The organism is Dyadobacter sp. CECT 9275 (assembly GCF_907164905.1).
GTDB classification, from domain to species: domain Bacteria; phylum Bacteroidota; class Bacteroidia; order Cytophagales; family Spirosomataceae; genus Dyadobacter; species Dyadobacter helix.
The window spans coordinates 345,001-361,064 of the sequence record NZ_CAJRAF010000001.1 but is presented as its reverse complement, the minus strand read 5'-3'; the positions used below and the strand labels follow the sequence as shown (position 1 = coordinate 361,064).

Below are 16,064 nucleotides of genomic sequence, written 5' to 3'. Positions count from 1 at the left end.
TCTATATGTGGCTGTAATCCAAATTTTCAATTTTACATTTACAATTTTACAAGGATTTGCTTAGCTATTTCTGCCATTCTCATTAAATAGTAACGAGAACGTTATCGAAACACGGCTTACAGGTTCGCACTAGGATTAAAACAAATGCTGAGGAGATATACTACCATAAAGGACATTGCCAAAGCACTGGGGATATCGGTCGCCACGGTATCCCGTGCATTAAGGGATGCATACGACGTTAGCCCTCAAACCAGGCAACTGGTGCTGGAAACAGCCATAAAGATGAATTACAAGCCCAATTTTAACGCTACCGGCCTTGTTAAAAGCAGTACACACAAACTGGGGGTGATTATTCCGGCCATAACCAATTACTATTTCTCGACCGTCATAACGGGTATCCAGGAAGTTGCACAAAAAAATGGGTATAATATCTTTTTATATATCACAAATGACTCTTCCGATCTTGAAAAAGACATCGTGAAGGATCTCTCATTCAGTAGCCTGGACGGTATACTGGCTTGTGTTTCATCCCCATCGGATGCCTGTATGCATTTTCAGGACATAATTGATGATGGGTTACCCGTTGTTTTTTTTGACCGGGTTCCCGAACAGATCAATGTTTCCAGGGTAATGCAGGATGATTACGATGGTGCCTATCAGGCAGTGGAACATTTGATAAAGAAGGGATATACCAAAATAGCACATATTACAGGGCCCAAAGGAGTATTTCTGACCGAAAACCGACTGAGGGGTTACCGGGATGCACTTATAAAGTATAATTTGCCTATCAGAAATGAATGGATCATTTATTCCGGTTTTTCCCAGAAGGCTGGTGAAGCCGATGCCGAACTACTGTTTGAGAAATCAGAAAATTTACCGGATGCTCTGTTTGCCGTTAACGACAGGAAGGCGATTGGCGCAATGATCTCTTTAAAAAGAAGAAATATAAAAATTGGCAAGGAGGTAGGGGTTATCGGCTTCACCAACGATCCTATGTGTGAAATAATCTTTCCCACGCTCTCCACAGTTGCTGAACCCGCACTGGAAATTGGCATGAAGAGTTGCGAGCTGTTACTGAAGCACATCCGGAAAAGTAATTTTGTGCCCGTAGAAGTTGTTTTATCGGGAGAACTAATTGAAAGAGAATCTACCAATAGGAACTGAAGGGAATAGTAAAACGATCTTCCCCTATTCACAGAAATCAATGTGCCAGCAGCATCCTTCTGCCCGGATAAAATAAACGCTCCGGAAGCTGCAAATCCTTCGTAATAATTTCCCTTGATGCGAACATTCCCGTTTTGTAAATCAAGGTTCTTCCAAAATTAGTTTTGAGGCCATGAGGTAAAAAACTCCCGCCAGTAGAACTATGAAAATGTGATGTTAAATAGTTCTGTATGTTGCTAACTGTTGCCCCAAAGAAGTTTTGGAGCCGATGAGTTTGTTGTCAATCCACTAAACAAATGAGCAAAGAAATTTCGCTACTTGACCCATGGCAACTTCTTTCGATATTTATCCATCATAAACCGGTTGCCCGCTAGAAAAAACTCAGGATAGGGCGATCTGTTTTCTGTTAGCCGGTAATTAACGGTGTATAGTCCTGTACATTTATAATTCGGCGATTCCCTACGTAGGTGATGAAAAAAGTATCGGTCAGCTCTTAAAGGGTGATACCAATAATGAGCAGATCGGACAAGTGTATCTCTCCTGAATCCATAACAATTGGTGTCGACAAGATTCGGTAGTTGGGAATAACACCCATAATCACCTAAGCTTTCACAATTATCATTGGTTACAAATACACCATCTTCAGTAAATATTTTGCGCATCGAAAATACCCAATCGAGCTTGTCTTTCTCCATCATACAAATCATGCTACTGATATGATTTGCATCCAGCCAATTGTCCTGATCTAAAAAGAAAATATATTCCGAATTAACCAGAAACGGCAATGCGGCATAGATTCGATGTCCGTTCATACCATTTCGTCCGGTATTGAACGGCAAAACCATCACCTTGCATCGATCTTGGTCAAAATCATTTACCATCCTCAGAATATTTTCTTTACAATCCTCGCCATCCGCAACAATAAGATGGACAATATCATGAAAATCTTGATGTAGGACACTATCAATAGCCTTTAATAACACTTCGCTACCCGTGGAAGGAGTAATCACGGTGATCATTGGGTATAAAGCCCCCTGCCGGTTGATTATGGAAGCAACTTCGCTATATACCTTATTTGATGCAAGTTGCTGTCTGTTGTTAACACAATCTTTCGTAATCTGTGCTATTATCGTTGCCTCAATCCTTTTGAAAAAGGCTAAGAGCCTATACTTTGGACTCAAATCCATCTTGCTATATAATTACTTTTTTAGAACTAGTTCGGGAATTTTATTTGGTCAAATGAGTCCCTCAACCCGATTTTTCAACCAAGCAAGGCTGCTCCATAAAAGTGGTCGCGTTTCCGTATATCCATCATTAAAAGTTATTCCTCTATCCTCCAAATACTTAGACACATCAATTGCAGAAGTTCAACTTACGTCTTTTAACTGATTTAATAACACAAGTAAATCATTCGGGTGGTAAATCAAAGGAATTAAGGCTCCATCAATAAAAAAAGATGGAACGGAGGTCATCTCAGATAAATTGCACCAATCTAAGTGTAATTTCAACTGCTCTTTGATCTCTTCCTTCTCAAATCTCGATTTGGTCGCCGTCGTAACCGCCAATCTTTCAACCGACTGATGAATGTCAGAAAACCATTTATCTAAAATCTCTAAGATTCTAGACTGCGGGTAGCTAAGTATAACTTCAATAACGTCTAAATCTCTTTGACTTATTGGTAGGAAAACAACTCTCCAGTAAATATCCCTATCGGCCGCATAAAGATTTCGAAATTCCCAATAACATTTCGCCGATTCCATCGTAGAAGGACTATACACAACTGTAATAACATGTTCAGCAGATGGGCTTCCTATTCCAGGAACTATCATTTTTTCAAAAATAGGCGATGCCTGATTTCTCTTAATCAAAATACTTTTCATATAGATTGGATCATACTTCATTCTCCTTACCTCCCGAAGTATATCAAAACCATTTCTCCTAATGTGAACAATCGGTTTTAGCAAAAAATAAAGTGCGGTCGAAAATATTCCTGAAAGACCTTGCAGATATGATCGAGATCCCATTGAAAAATTAACATCATTGGCCGAATAAATACAAATTCCTGACTCAACCCAAAAAAAAGCCAATCCAATGAAACACAAAGGACACCATATCCTTACGCAAATTTGATAGTAGACCAGATAGAAAGTAACTGGTAAAACAATAAGATTTAGAATTAACAATTGAGTGCAGATATTTGCTTGAAATATCAACCCAAAGACAATACTCAATACACCAGTACTAAAGTACAGCATTCCCATATCGACCCAAGTAGTCCCATCAAAAAATACCCTATTTTTTGATCCTTGCAGTACCCCAATTTTATTTATCTTCTCAAACAGGCGAACCGTAGGTCTTAATAGATATTGAGAATCAATAGAAGTGTCTTTTTTTAACAAAAATCCAAAAAAAACGACACCAGATAGTTTTAAAAATAACAAAAGTATTAATCCTGTCGTCATTTCACTAACACCTTTATTGACTAATAAAAATATAAAAACAACAAACGCCAATAAAAGAACAGGAATCACTGCATTAGCCAATAATTCTTTTGCTCTATTAACATAATAATTCAACTCGTTCGAATCATTCGTCGGTTCCACCAGTAGAACTGTGCCACTCCATTTCTCATCAAAATCCCGCAAAATTTCCCTTTGCCATCCTCTTTCAGTGTGATACCATTCTACGAATTCTCCCGTTACCTTGCGAACGGTGGCAAAAATTCCTCCTTCACTTTTCAAGAAAACAATTGCAGGTAACGGTACTATTAGAAGTTCGTCTATTGTTATTTTAATCGTCAATGTTTTAACAAATATCTTAGTCAAAACATCGTCCAAAGCTGCCAAACTTGGAAAACTAGGGCTTTTTAGCAAAGCTTGGGTTAAACTATTTTTTGTAACCTTTATTTTTGACAACTTGACTAATATAACTAACGACTCAATTGCGTTAAGTTCAAATGGGTTCATACTGTCTTATTAATGTTTTAATCGTATCACTAATTACATCATCCGAGTAGGTATGTTGAACTACATCGCTAAATTGAGAGATATTTTCTTTGTAAGTTTTATTATTTAGAATTTTCTCAATTTTAGCAGCTACTTCCTTGGAGCTATCTTGATTAAAGACACCGCGTAACCCTATTTTGTGGTGTTCAACTTTAAGGCCATTGCCATTTTGATCGTATCTAAAATCAAAAGGATAAACAAGCATTGGTACTTTATAAAATATACTTTCTTTAATAGAACCAAGACCGCCGTGAGTAATATATAAATCTGCATTTTCAAGTACCAAAAGTTGCGGTACGTGCGTAAAAAAATGAATGTTTTTTGGCAAATCTACTTGCAATTGTAGTGTTTTCATAATATGCGGTTTAACAGAAAAAATCACTTCCAAAATCCCTGGTATGATTGCAATAGCACTAATTATACTTTTAATAAAAATTACAACCGACGGGTCAGAATCTAAGTAAAATGTACCAAAACTGCAATAAACAATCTTAGAGCCTTCATTTCGTTTTACTTTCAATTTCGAAAATATTTCATCGAATTTTCCTTGTATACCGATATCTGTTCTACTCTTATTTATACATAGTCCAAGGTAGTGTTGATTCCGTAATTTTACCTTAGGATCCAACTCTAACTCCAAGGGCGCTAGTATTAGTTCAGGGACATTATCAAAGAGATTAGTATAAATTGAATTCAGAGAAATTCTGTTGTCTTTTCCAAGCCGATTCATTTTGAGCAATCTACCCATTTGAAAATTACGAACCCAGTGTATTAATGAATTCCTCGAAAAAGACATACGCCCATGAACATGCCACTTCTGACGTACCTTTTGGGTTTTTGAGTTGGCCGTAACCCATGACCTCTCAGAGGCTGTAGGAAGGCCATCGATCTTATAGGTAGAAAGCATCGGATTTAAACAAATGATCGCCGCTTTTGGAAAGACTGCACTTAACACAAGACATTCCATATTATGAAAAATATCAATTAGAATCGCTACCGGCGCCATATGTCTAAATTGGCATCTTAATGTCGAGACTCTCTCATGGTATAATTCATTTTTCACCATAGCGAAAATAACATCCAAAAGTGCGTATCTTCGCCCGATCTTTTTTAGATAGGTCATTTCATTCCCCATAGCAATATCCAATGGATCAATCAGTGGACAAAATCCTTGGCTCCTGACAATATCTTCGAATTTTGGATCGGAGATTAGCACATAAATATCATAGTCCTTTTTTAGGTGGGCCGCTAAGCCTAGGGAAGGAATCAAATGGCTCAAAATATTAGCTGGGTACAATATCAAAGTATTTCTCATTCTATAAATAGCTAAACAAATAGACCCTAGTGTCAGAAGATCATTCTTCTACCTTGATAAAATAACCGCTCAATAAGCCTGAGTTCTTCAGTAACTATTTCCGCGGATGCGGACATCCCGGTTTTGTAAACTAACGTTCTTCCAAAATTCGTTTTGAGGCCATTGGGTAAAAATACATTTGCCAGAAAATACGAGTTGTCCGCAGATGGTACCTTTGCAATGGAAGATACTGTACCTTCAACGGCTCCATATTCTTCAAATGGATATCCCTGAAACTTTACAAGCACTCGTTGCCCTACATTCACAAGGCCCGAATTGGCCTGTATTATGCGGATCTCGCCAAGATAATTATTTGTTGGCGCGCCGACATACATCACTTCAGCACCAACCCGGAGTGACTGCTTTTCTTGCATAGTTGTTGAAAAGAAGATATTTCCTGAAGCAGGTGCTGTCAGAAGATATTTGCTTTTCCAGGATTCAATTGTACTTCGAAGTGTATTCAAAGCTTGCCCAAAACCTTCCGTTTGTTCATAAACAGTTCGATCCAGTTCGAGCAATTCACTCTGTTTTGCATTCTTTTGGGTATTATTATTGACACGAGAGACTTCAATATTTTTGATAGGAAGTTGTTTAGCCAATGCCTTACTTTCTTCTTTGTACAGGTCAAGATCAGCTATCACCTTACTATTATGAAGCTTTCTGTTTACGCCAAACTCTTTTTCAGCAAGTTCGGCATCGCGTACATAAATCTTCTGCTGGTCGGTTAGGTGCTGATCCAGCGTTTCCGAACGAATAATATCGTTTAAGAGCAAACGCCTTTTCTTTGAATAGAACTTTTCTCCATATAATGTTCTTACCTGCACGAAAGCTTGCTGAAAGTTTTGATAAGCACTCTGTACATCTCCCAAATGTTCATACCTATTCAGTCTTATAGAACTCAAACGCGACAGATCCTTCCCTTTCAGAATAAGACCTATTTCGTTCAATCCCCTTTCGAGGTCAAGTATTTCATCGTGTCGTGCAGTACTTTCCACATAAGCCAGGATATTGCCCACTTGTACCCTTTGATTTTCTCTCACAAATAAGTCTTCAATCCTGCCGTCCACTTTAAGTAGGACAGGTTTAGGGAGGTTATCAGAAATAAGCCGAAAGTCAGTACGGACAATGGTTGGATAATGTATTACCCAGCCAATAGCAGAAGCTGCAACTATTACCGCAAATAAAGACAATGTTCCCCATCGAACAAGCCACTGGGGTGGTTGTTCAATAAAATCCCTAACGGCCTCACTCCATGTGTCGATGTCTTCTTCCCTAATCCCCTCCATCAGTTGCCAAGTTCCAATTGATTCTTCACTAATGAATAATAATATCCCTTACTGGAGACCAATTCATTATGTGTACCACTTTCAATAATTGTCCCCCGATCGAGAACGATAATCTGATCCGCATTTTTTACAGTACTTAGTCGGTGTGCCACTACAACTACGGTTTTACCCTGAAAAAAGTCTTCAAGATTCTTCATAATAACCGCTTCATTGTTGGCATCCAGAGCACTGGTAGCTTCATCGAAAAAAATATATTCCGGGTTCTTATAAACGGCACGGGCAATTAGGATGCGTTGCCTTTGTCCTCCACTGATTCCCATTCCACTGGCTCCAATCCTTGTATTGTATCCGTTGGGTAGCTGATGTACAAAATTGCCAATATTTGCCACATGTACGGAATGGGCAAGCTTTTTGCGATTAATCGCACCATTTTCATCTGATTCGCTTATATTCCTGGCGACCGAGTCAGCGAAGATATATCCCTCTTGCATCACCACGCCACATTGCCTTCTCCAGAAGTTGTATCTCATATTTTTCAGGTTGCTTCTGCCTACTTCTATTTTTCCATCGGTGGGTTCATGGTATTTCAAAAGTAATTTCAGCAACGTTGTTTTTCCGCTGCCGCTTGCTCCTACAATAGCTGTAACCTTCCCCTCAGGAATTGTGAAATTGATATTATCGAGAACCAACTGCGAGCTACTGCTTCCATAGCGAAAATTCAAAGCCGAGATGTGAATGGACTTGTTGTCCGGCAGTTCATTGATTAATTGCCCATCGGGATTTTCCTCATTTGCCTTGTTGTGTATTTCACCCAAACGCTCAATACTCAGTTTGGCATCCTGATAACTTCGGATAAAGGTTACAAAACTGTTGATCGGTAAGTTCATTTGCCCGATGATATATTGTACGGAAAGCATCGTACCTAAGGTAAGCTGGGTATTTCGGAGAAGTTGACCACCTGATTCCGTGGCAAATTGACCACCTAATTAACTGGCGGCCGGTAGTAGAAAATGCTAGTAGAAGCGATTCAAAATTAGTAAATAAAAGTTATAATTATTCGTAGCTGGTTTCGAGCTCCGTTTTTCGTTTTCTTCTCATTGATTCCCCCTTTAATTCAACCCGGTGTGCATCATGTACTATACGATCTAAAATGGCATCAGCAATGGTTTTTTCTCCTATTACTTCATGCCATTTGCTAACAGGCAACTGAGAAGTAATTATCAGGGATGTTTTTCCGTGCCTGTCTTCTATGATTTCCATCAGTGCTGCCCGGCTCTGGGCATCGAACGGCTGGATACCAAAGTCGTCCAGGATAAGAAGTTGTTGCCGTTCTATTTTTGTAATTTCTTTGATATAGGATCCATCCGCCTTGGCCATTTTGAGTTTGGCAAACAATTTGGGAGTACTGGCATACATTACGCGGTAGCCAAGTATACATGCCTGATGACCAATCGCAGATGCTACATAGCTTTTACCGATTCCGGTACTGCCTGTGATCAGTAGGTTTTCATTTCGGCCAATAAAGGAGCATTCTGCTAGGCGCATGATCTGATTACGGTCAATACTTCTATCAGCATGATAGTGGATATTTTCGACCATGGCCTTATAGCGGAACCGTGCGTACAAGATCTGGCGTTCGACCCGACGGTTATTTCTGTCATCCCATTCAGCGTCAACTAGATGAGCTAAAAGCTCATCCGCCGTGTAATCATTAGTCTTTCCACTTTCCAGGCTACTTTTAAAGGCATGGAACATGCCGTAAAATTTTAGCTTGCGTAACTTTTCCAAAGTGTTTGTGTTCATTTTTATTAATTGTTTAAAGGATTATTGATAATAGTCTTCGCCTCTGATATTATCGTGTTTGGGCATGGGTAATTCGTCTGCAAACAGGCTGTCTTCATATTGATCCATATTTTTTTCCAGTATAGTCTGGATTGTTTTATAGTTGTAGATACCATAGCTTAAAGCCCTTTGGCACGCGCTGATCAGGCGTTGTTCACCAGCTTTCTTCGCAAAAGAGAGGATACCAATACAGGAGCGGTAGGCCTGTTCGGGATGCTGTTTGCGATCCAGGATTTTAAGAATATACAACCTGACATCTTCATGGATCGAGGAAGCCCACTCCAAGAATCGATCTGGTGTCCAGTCTGTTACGAAGCGGTGTGTACTGGCCAGATGTTCTTTATCGGTAGAATAATTATAGGGACTTTTAAGCCTTTTATGAAGGGCGATACGTTCGTAATGATAATATGCTTCAACCACAGAATTGGAATACAACAACTTGACTTTCTTGCCGATAAACCGGTATGGGACACTATAATAGTGCTTGTCAACGCTCAGGCAGACATGTCCGTTCTTCATTACAGTGGCATGTAGCTGTTTTTTGAACTCATAATGCAGGATCGGAAGCGGGGCCAGAGCACTGCGCTCAATTTCTTCAAACTGGAGTCTGCGACTGTAATTACGGCCCCGAAGCAGTTGGTTATTATGAGCCTCGAGAGCAATCAATATAGCTGCGTTTAACTCTGTCAGTGAGTTGTAAACCTGCTTTCTTAAAGGCGCATAAATACGGCTGTAAACGATTTTGACAGCACCTTCCACCAACGCCTTATCTCTTGGCCGGTAAGCGCGTGCAGGTAATATCGTAGTCCCATAATGATCAGCAAAATCGGCAAAGGCCTCGTTCAGCGTAGGTTCGTATTTATTGCTTTTTATAACAGCAGCTTTAAGGTTATCCGGAACAATTGCTGCCGGCACACCACCGATATAATGAAGTGCATTCTCGCAAGCTGCGATCAGATCTTCTTTTTGCTGGCTACTGACTGCTTCCACGTAAGTGAGTTGACTCGCTCCCAGGATAGCCACAAACACTTCAACCTCAGTTAATTCACCAGTCTCTTTATCTACAATACTTAATTTAACACCTGCAAAATCGATGTACAGCTTATCGCCGGCCTTATGGTCCTGATGCATCACAGGGTTAACGCGGGCCTTCCATTTGGTCAGATGAAAGCAAAACTGGGTATAAGCAAATCCTTCCGGAAATTCCTTTTTATAGGCTTCCCAAAGCATATGACGGGTAACACCTGTCCGTTTTAATTCTTTGTCTATTTGCGGAAAACAACGTTGCAGATTCAACAATCTGTCTTGCGGTGGCTGCTGTTTAACCGTTCCGAAAAAGTCATCCAGCTCTTTATCATTCAGGCTGTTGATCTGTTCAAAGGTAAGTCCGCTCGCATCAAAAGTGGTCATGTACTTCTTAGCGGTATTGCGGGAAACACCTGTCTGTTCCGCTATCCAGAGCTTGCTGCGGCCCTGGCTGTACATCCGTAAAATCTGTCTTATTTTGCTCATGCTGATTGTCGAATTGGCCATACCTTTTACACGATTGGTTCGTGCCAAAAATATGGTTGATTCTACAGCATTTTCTAATCTCTCAGGTGGTCAGTTTACTCCGGAATCAGGTGGTCAGTTTGATCCGAAATGGGGTGGTCAATTTCGCCCGGAACAGGTGGTCAGTTTAAACCGAATTGGGGTGGTCAGTTTCACCGAATTTTCCAGTAAGCCTGCTCGATATGCGGATAACGCTCAAAAAGTAGCCTGGAACGGGAGTGTAATCTGAACTCTGTCTGGCTATTTAAGTTGATTCAAATTTAATTTTTCTTTTCGATTTCAAATGCTTTTTTGCTTGTTATTGGGTTTGTCAAGGGCGGCGGAGGCACGGATCGGACCGCCGATGCGGCCGTTCATTTACCCTTGATAAATTCAATAACCGGCTATTTTTGCTTTTATATATTGAGAGATAAAATTAAAGGTCCATTCGCATTCTGTCACCAAATTTGATATGTAATTGTTGTGCAGTAAGTGCCCAGTTTTGCAAAGGCGACGTCCACTTCCGACTTATATTTTCGACAGCCAGGTAGATCAATTTAAGTAAAGCCATGTCGTTGGGAAAAGCGCCCTTCGTTTTTGTTATTTTACGAACTTGTCGGTGAAAGCCTTCGACGGCGTTGGTTGTATAAATAAGTCTTCTAATTTGCTCATCATAAGCGAAATAAGTTGACAGTTTATGCCAGTTATTCTGCCAGGATTTAATTACAACCGGATATTTCACGCCCCATTTATCGTTGAGTTTATCAAGCTCTAACTCGGCTTTATCCTTCGTAGGTGCTTGGTAGACCGTTTTCAAGTCTTGCATGAAAATTTTTTGATCCTTGGAAGCTACATATTTCAGTGAGTTCCGAATCTGATGAATGATGCAACTCTGAATCTCGGCGTCAGGGAATGATGCCAAAATTGCTTCCGAAAAACCGGTAAGATTGTCCGTGCAGGCTATCAGAATATCCTTTACGCCTCTGGATTTTAAGTCGGTAAGCACGGATAACCAAAAATTAGCACCCTCACTTTCAGAGACGTACATCCCGATCAAGTCTTTGTAGCCGTGACGATTTATACCAAGAACGTTGTAAACAGCCCGTGTTACGACACGCCCACCGTCTCTGACCTTGTAATGCATGGCATCTAACCAGATAATAGTATAAAGGCTTTCCAGGGGCCTGTTTTGCCATTCCTTAACCTGTGGGATTACGCGCTCGGTAATTTCGGAGAGTGTTGCATGAGATATTTCAACATCATACATCTGCTGGATGTGGTCGGATATATCTCGAAAACTCATTCCTTTGCTGTATAAGCCAATAATTTGAGGAGCAAGGTTGTCAGCCAAGACGGTCTCGCGTTTCTTGACAATTTGCGGTGAAAAAGTAGCCTTTCTATCTTCTGGTGTAGTTAATATAATTTCACCAGACATGGTTTTTAACCGTTTGCTACCTTTGCCATTTCGCTTATTGCCAGATTCTCGCTCTTGATCACTGAGATGGGTATTCATTTCCGACTCAAGAGCACTTTCTAAAAATTGTTGAAGTAAGGGAGCGAAAACTCCATCCTTTCCAGTCAATGATTGTCCTTTCATCAACTGTTCGAGCGCCTTGTCGCGCATCTGTTCGAATTCTGTCTTTTCCATGTTCTGTCTAAAAGTTTTAACTTTTAGACAGAGTTCATTTTACAGTCTCCCTGGAACGGTGAAGCTGCGAAGCAGTCCACTTGTCATGGTGCTTAAATAATAGATAGCGACTCCTCACAAGCATCTGTTTAAGCGTATCACCATTAGCAAGAATCTCGGGCTGATAAACCAAATTGGATTGCCTGGCAACTTCAATAGCCTGATTTTCTTGATCCAGTGCCTGCCAACGATGTTGAATCCTGATTTCTTGAACTGCATCAAAGGCTAATTTCTGAACGTGGAACCGGTCAATAACCTTTGAGGCCTTTGGAAAACACCGATTCACGATTAAGCCCATATTTGCCGCCATATCCAGCGTCACCTCCTGTACCTTTCCTCGCATACGTTTTGGGATTCTTCTCAAAATTTCGATGACCGAGCTGGCTTGCGTACCTTTTACCATAGCCACTAATGAGCCTTTCTGACCCTTAGCGGTTTTATTGGTTACAATAGTGTAAGTTCGCCATTGGAAAGAGAGGTTTCGTCAATGCTTAAATTAGGCCCAGTATTTTCAGGATACAAAAGCCGCTCAGCGGCATGCTCACGCTGATCCCATTCCTTGTAATTACTAATGTGATCCCGCTTCGGCGGTCCGATTATACTGCTGTTGAAGCTGCTTGCCGTCGAGATGGAAATATTTACCTAATTGTGAACAGCTAACCTGCGGCGTTTGATACAGAGTGTAACCTTCTGATTACGAATGGGAAAGTCTTGAATATAAATCTCAGGGAGAAACCCCTTTGACTCTAATTTTTGATCTTTAAACTCGATCGGATGAAGGTTTTTCTCTTCCAGGTGTTTATTCCGACAAAAGTTTACCACCGTTCCGCTCTAAAGTTTACCAGTTGTTTAGCTCACTAAGGGTACAGTGATTAAAGAACAATTTTACGCTATTGTTTTCTTTTCCTCAAGGACTTTCCCTTGAGTTCTATTTTGGTGGCCGAAGCTGTCAATCTGTCAAGGATTGCGTCGGCCAGGGTTGGTTCGTCAATAAATTCATACCAGGCATCCACAGGGAGCTGGGAGGTGACGATCACCGATCCGTTTCCGTAGCGGTCTTCCAGTAGATCGAGCAGCGCCAGCTTGGCATCGTGCGACAAGGGCTTCAGCCCGAAGTCATCCAGGATGATAAGCCTGTTGGCGGTGAGCTGTTTAGCCCATTTCAGGTAAGTTCCATCAATACGAGTCTGTGCCAGCGCCTCCAGGAACTTGTTCATGGGCATGTAAAGGGTCCTATGCCCGAGCAGACAGGCCTGCCGCCCCAAGGCGCAGGCCAGATAGGATTTACCGGTTCCCGTCAGCCCGGACAGAATCAGGTTTTCAGCCTTTTCAATGAAGTTCATTTCGCTCAGGGCTAGCAATAGCGGCCTGTCCAGCCCTCTTTCCGGGCTGGTAAAAACTTCTTCCAGCAAGGCGTGATAACGTAATTTACTCATCGCCAACAGGCGCTCGGTCCGGTACTGGTTCCGGTAGAGCTTTTCGGCCTGGCACAGTTGGGCCAGGGCCGCATGGAAGTCTTCCTGCTGGTGGGTTGGCAGGGCTAACATCGTTTCGTAACGTTTGGCCATGCCCGACAGTTTCATGCTGCGCAGTTGCTGTAATGTTTCTTGTTGGTTCATTAGATAGATTATTTTAATAATTGATCATCCGTTCATTTATAGGCTTCTGGGCCTCTTACGTGAGGATTTTTCGGGATAGGTGAAGTTTTTGTAGTCGCTTCTTCGATCTGGTCCAAGCCATTCTCCAAGATTCTTTTGACCACGCCGTAATTGTATTTCATCCCTTTTAATGCCCTGCCACAGGCAGCCTCCTACCGGATTTCTCCGTATTGTTTCACTAATCGTAATATTCCCTGGCACGGGCCGTAGGCCTGATGGATGGTGATTTTGCTTTCCATGATTTTTTAGAAGAACAGGCGTGTGTTCGGTCCGATCCGGCTAGCTTTGGCCAGGTAGTAGTCCGGATCCCAGCCGCGCTGTTCGGTGATCTTACGGTGATGTTCCGGCATATGTTCCAGTAAAGTAGTCAACCCATGCTTTTTGTAGCTTCGTATATGTAGGGCGATCCGTTCTAGCTTGTAGTAAATCTCGACATAGTCACTGTCATAGACCAGGTTGACCTCTTTGCCCAGGTAGGTGTGCGGGACGCTGTAATAGTGCCAATCTTCTCCGAGTACCACGTGGTAGTTGCGCTGTACCTTACCTTTGGTAAGGTGGCGTAGCTGGTAAGAGGTGCCCGGCAACGCCTGTAAAAGGGATTTTTCTTGTGACAAAAAAAGCTCTAGGCGGCTATAGGTCTTTCTCTGGAAGTTGACCCGATGGTGATCCTGAAGCTTTTGGGTGATAGCACTGTTGAGCTGGGCCAGGCTATGGAACACCTCATCCCTGATTAGGGCATACACTCTCCGGTAAAGGATACGCACCTGATTTTCAACAGAGGCCTTATCGGTGGGAGAAGCTACACGAGTTGCCAACAGGCCAATATGGTTGTGCGTAGCCCATTGCTCCAGAACCTGCGGAAACACAGGTTCATAGCGGCTGCTACGGACTACCCACTGCTTCATATTGTCAGAGAGCACATTCAGCGGCACTCCACCAAAGTAATCGAGCATCTTGTTAAGCGCATCGACTACATGAGGAAGGCTCGCATTTGGAAGGGCAACAGCATAGGAATAACCGCTGAAAGGCAGAACGCCGACCAATACGGGGCATTCGATCATTTCGCCCGTATCAAGATCCACATAGCTGAGTTTGCTACCTGCAAAATCTACCTCCAACAATTCCGCAGGCCTATGCGTAAAATGCATCACCGGCTTACGAGCAGAGATTTCCTGTTCCAACAGCTCACAGAACCTCGAATATCTAAAGCCGTCCGCATACCGCTTTAGATATTCCTGCCACAGAAGCTGCCGGGTAACCCCTTTTCGCTTTAGCTCAGCCATAAAATAATCCACCTGGCCAGCAAACTGTTCGGCGCGCAGATCAATCGGCCCCGGGGCCGATTGATCTGCGCGCCGAATTCGTACTAACGCCTCCAGCTCCACATCCTTAAGTTTTAACAGGCTCTGGTAATCCTGTCCGGTGCAGCCCAGTAACTCACGATAGTAACGGACGGTAGGGCGGGATATCCCCGTTTGGCGGACGATATTGCGCTCGGAATAATTTTGATTTAATAGCAGCAGTACCTGCCGTAACTTTTGCATACTAAGTGACTGGTTAGCCATTGGTCTTCAGGTCGTGATTGGGTCAAAAACCCAATCTAACCCCAACCAATGGTTGTAGCCCTTAGTGGTAAACTTTGTGACGGAATGTCAGGCTCTTATAACCTCAAACTAACTCCCGGGTGGTAACGTCTGCCCCGGAACAAGTGGTAAGGTTTCAAGCGGAATACTGGTAAACTTTCCGTCGGAACGGTGGTAAACTTTGCTCCGGAATAGGTGGTAAGGTTTCGAGCGGAATGGTGGTAAAGTATGCTCCGGAATATCCATCCAGGTAGATGTGAAGACCGGTTAACCCTTCAACAATTTTGGAAAGTTCGAAATATTCGAGAATGCCTTCTGGTAATAGGATGCGAACTAGGGCTTGATAGGATTCTTGCAATGGACTCTAAAATTGGTTCATTACAAAAAAACTACTTTTTTTATCGCCCCCCAACTTTTCGGACTGATCCGTTTTTGATTTGATCCCAGGTTTTGGCTTTGATCCGTTGCGACTCCGAACCAGGCTAATACGTGTCTAAACGCAAAAAAGCCACCCATTACTGAGTGGCTTTTAATTTTTAATAATTGTGGCGGCTACCTACTTTACCAGGTTTGATCCAAGTATCATCGGCGGTTCGGGGCTTAACTTCTCTGTTCGGGATGGGAAGAGGTGAACACCCGGCCAATAGCCACCAACAAGATCTTTGAGTTAGGGAAGAAAAGGGAGGAAGGGAGCGTGGAGGAAGGAATATCCCTTTCATCCATCGTCCTTTGTCCATTCTCCTTCTTTTCATGTCATATTGGAAGTAGAAGAGATAAAGAATGATATTAATAATGCAAGCTGTTGGGTAATTAGTACTGCTCAGCTCAATGTGTTTCTACACGTATACCTGCAGCCTATCAACGTCGTAGTCTACAACGACCCTTATGTGGAAGATTCATCTTCGGGCTAGTTTCGCACTTAGATGCTTTCAGCGCTTATCTATTCCCCACATAG

14 protein-coding genes and 2 rRNA genes (1 of these 16 running past the window's edge) are annotated in these 16,064 nt (G+C 42.1%); 2 read left to right on the top strand and 14 right to left on the bottom strand.

The annotated features are described in order from the left end of the window. Nucleotides 1-144: 144 nt before the first annotated feature. Nucleotides 145-1,164 (top strand): LacI family DNA-binding transcriptional regulator, encoded by a 1,020-nt coding sequence (locus KOE27_RS01440; protein WP_215237090.1) that lies wholly within the window; start codon nt 145-147, stop codon nt 1,162-1,164. Between the two features lie 314 nt (nt 1,165-1,478). Here the strand turns inward: KOE27_RS01440 and KOE27_RS01435 are convergent, their stop codons facing one another. The 7 genes from KOE27_RS01435 to istA (KOE27_RS01405) form a co-directional block, all read right to left on the bottom strand. Beyond that, complete coding sequence (locus tag KOE27_RS01435; RefSeq protein ID WP_215237089.1) at nt 1,479-2,351, bottom strand: glycosyltransferase family 2 protein; 873 nt, start codon at nt 2,349-2,351, stop codon at nt 1,479-1,481. Between the two features lie 180 nt (nt 2,352-2,531). Beyond that, nucleotides 2,532-4,130 (bottom strand): cysteine peptidase family C39 domain-containing protein, encoded by a 1,599-nt coding sequence (locus KOE27_RS01430; protein ID WP_215237088.1) that lies wholly within the window; start codon nt 4,128-4,130, stop codon nt 2,532-2,534. Further along, the gene (locus KOE27_RS01425; protein WP_215237087.1) at nt 4,117-5,484 is read right to left on the bottom strand and encodes a glycosyltransferase; all 1,368 of its coding nucleotides are present in this window, start codon (nt 5,482-5,484) and stop codon (nt 4,117-4,119) included. Before KOE27_RS01425 ends, KOE27_RS01430 begins: the two co-directional genes overlap by 14 nt. A gap of 32 nt (nt 5,485-5,516) precedes the next feature. Further along, a complete protein-coding gene (locus tag KOE27_RS01420) occupies nt 5,517-6,809 on the bottom strand; it encodes an HlyD family efflux transporter periplasmic adaptor subunit (protein ID WP_215237086.1) in 1,293 nt (430 codons plus the stop codon). Next, a complete protein-coding gene (locus tag KOE27_RS01415; RefSeq protein WP_229252582.1) occupies nt 6,809-7,696 on the bottom strand; it encodes an ATP-binding cassette domain-containing protein in 888 nt (295 codons plus the stop codon). Before KOE27_RS01415 ends, KOE27_RS01420 begins: the two co-directional genes overlap by 1 nt. A gap of 166 nt (nt 7,697-7,862) precedes the next feature. Then, nucleotides 7,863-8,612 (bottom strand): IS21-like element helper ATPase IstB, encoded by a 750-nt coding sequence (istB, locus tag KOE27_RS01410; RefSeq protein WP_215236847.1) that lies wholly within the window; start codon nt 8,610-8,612, stop codon nt 7,863-7,865. A 21-nt stretch (nt 8,613-8,633) separates the two neighbouring features. Further along, nucleotides 8,634-10,184, bottom strand: a complete 1,551-nt coding sequence (istA, locus tag KOE27_RS01405) for an IS21 family transposase (RefSeq protein WP_215236846.1) — start codon at nt 10,182-10,184, stop codon at nt 8,634-8,636. Here istA (KOE27_RS01405) and KOE27_RS01400 point away from each other — a divergent pair. After that, nucleotides 10,162-10,431 (top strand): hypothetical protein, encoded by a 270-nt coding sequence (locus KOE27_RS01400; protein WP_215237084.1) that lies wholly within the window; start codon nt 10,162-10,164, stop codon nt 10,429-10,431. The two genes, istA (KOE27_RS01405) and KOE27_RS01400, sit on opposite strands and share 23 nt — an antisense overlap. A 186-nt stretch (nt 10,432-10,617) precedes the next feature. On the opposite strand, the gene KOE27_RS01395 is transcribed toward KOE27_RS01400, so the two are convergent. From KOE27_RS01395 to KOE27_RS01370, 7 genes are all read right to left on the bottom strand, one after another. Continuing rightward, a complete protein-coding gene (locus KOE27_RS01395) occupies nt 10,618-11,829 on the bottom strand; it encodes an IS256 family transposase (protein ID WP_215237083.1) in 1,212 nt (403 codons plus the stop codon). Nucleotides 11,830-11,863: 34 nt separating this feature from the next. Then, nucleotides 11,864-12,271, bottom strand: coding sequence for a transposase (locus KOE27_RS01390; RefSeq protein WP_229252581.1), 408 nt, complete (start codon nt 12,269-12,271; stop codon nt 11,864-11,866). A gap of 239 nt (nt 12,272-12,510) precedes the next feature. Continuing rightward, on the bottom strand, nt 12,511-12,690 hold the full coding sequence (locus KOE27_RS30095) for an ISAon1 family transposase N-terminal region protein (RefSeq protein WP_456305213.1): 180 nt from the start codon (nt 12,688-12,690) through the stop codon (nt 12,511-12,513). A gap of 68 nt (nt 12,691-12,758) precedes the next feature. Continuing rightward, a complete protein-coding gene (gene istB, locus KOE27_RS01385) occupies nt 12,759-13,487 on the bottom strand; it encodes an IS21-like element helper ATPase IstB (protein ID WP_215237082.1) in 729 nt (242 codons plus the stop codon). Between the two features lie 284 nt (nt 13,488-13,771). Beyond that, the gene (gene istA, locus KOE27_RS01380) at nt 13,772-15,070 is read right to left on the bottom strand and encodes an IS21 family transposase (protein ID WP_215237081.1); all 1,299 of its coding nucleotides are present in this window, start codon (nt 15,068-15,070) and stop codon (nt 13,772-13,774) included. 582 nt (nt 15,071-15,652) lie between these two features. Further along, a 5S ribosomal RNA gene (gene rrf / locus KOE27_RS01375) occupies nt 15,653-15,764 on the bottom strand. A gap of 135 nt (nt 15,765-15,899) precedes the next feature. Then, nucleotides 15,900-16,064 (bottom strand): 23S ribosomal RNA (locus KOE27_RS01370) (it continues 2,652 nt past the right edge of the window).

Coding starts and splice junctions, on each gene's coding strand:
- KOE27_RS01415 (WP_229252582.1), bottom strand. CDS start 7,696: ATGAACTTACCGATCAACAGTTTTGTAACCTTTATCCGAAGTTATCAG.
- istA (WP_215237081.1), bottom strand. CDS start 15,070: ATGCAAAAGTTACGGCAGGTACTGCTGCTATTAAATCAAAATTATTCC.
- istB (WP_215236847.1), bottom strand. CDS start 8,612: ATGAACACAAACACTTTGGAAAAGTTACGCAAGCTAAAATTTTACGGC.
- KOE27_RS01400 (WP_215237084.1), top strand. CDS start 10,162: ATGCTGATTGTCGAATTGGCCATACCTTTTACACGATTGGTTCGTGCC.
- KOE27_RS01430 (WP_215237088.1), bottom strand. CDS start 4,130: ATGAACCCATTTGAACTTAACGCAATTGAGTCGTTAGTTATATTAGTC.
- istB (WP_215237082.1), bottom strand. CDS start 13,487: ATGAACCAACAAGAAACATTACAGCAACTGCGCAGCATGAAACTGTCG.
- KOE27_RS01390 (WP_229252581.1), bottom strand. CDS start 12,271: ATGGTAAAAGGTACGCAAGCCAGCTCGGTCATCGAAATTTTGAGAAGA.
- KOE27_RS01440 (WP_215237090.1), top strand. CDS start 145: ATGCTGAGGAGATATACTACCATAAAGGACATTGCCAAAGCACTGGGG.
- KOE27_RS01420 (WP_215237086.1), bottom strand. CDS start 6,809: ATGGAGGGGATTAGGGAAGAAGACATCGACACATGGAGTGAGGCCGTT.
- KOE27_RS01435 (WP_215237089.1), bottom strand. CDS start 2,351: ATGGATTTGAGTCCAAAGTATAGGCTCTTAGCCTTTTTCAAAAGGATT.
- KOE27_RS01425 (WP_215237087.1), bottom strand. CDS start 5,484: ATGAGAAATACTTTGATATTGTACCCAGCTAATATTTTGAGCCATTTG.
- istA (WP_215236846.1), bottom strand. CDS start 10,184: ATGGCCAATTCGACAATCAGCATGAGCAAAATAAGACAGATTTTACGG.
- KOE27_RS01395 (WP_215237083.1), bottom strand. CDS start 11,829: ATGGAAAAGACAGAATTCGAACAGATGCGCGACAAGGCGCTCGAACAG.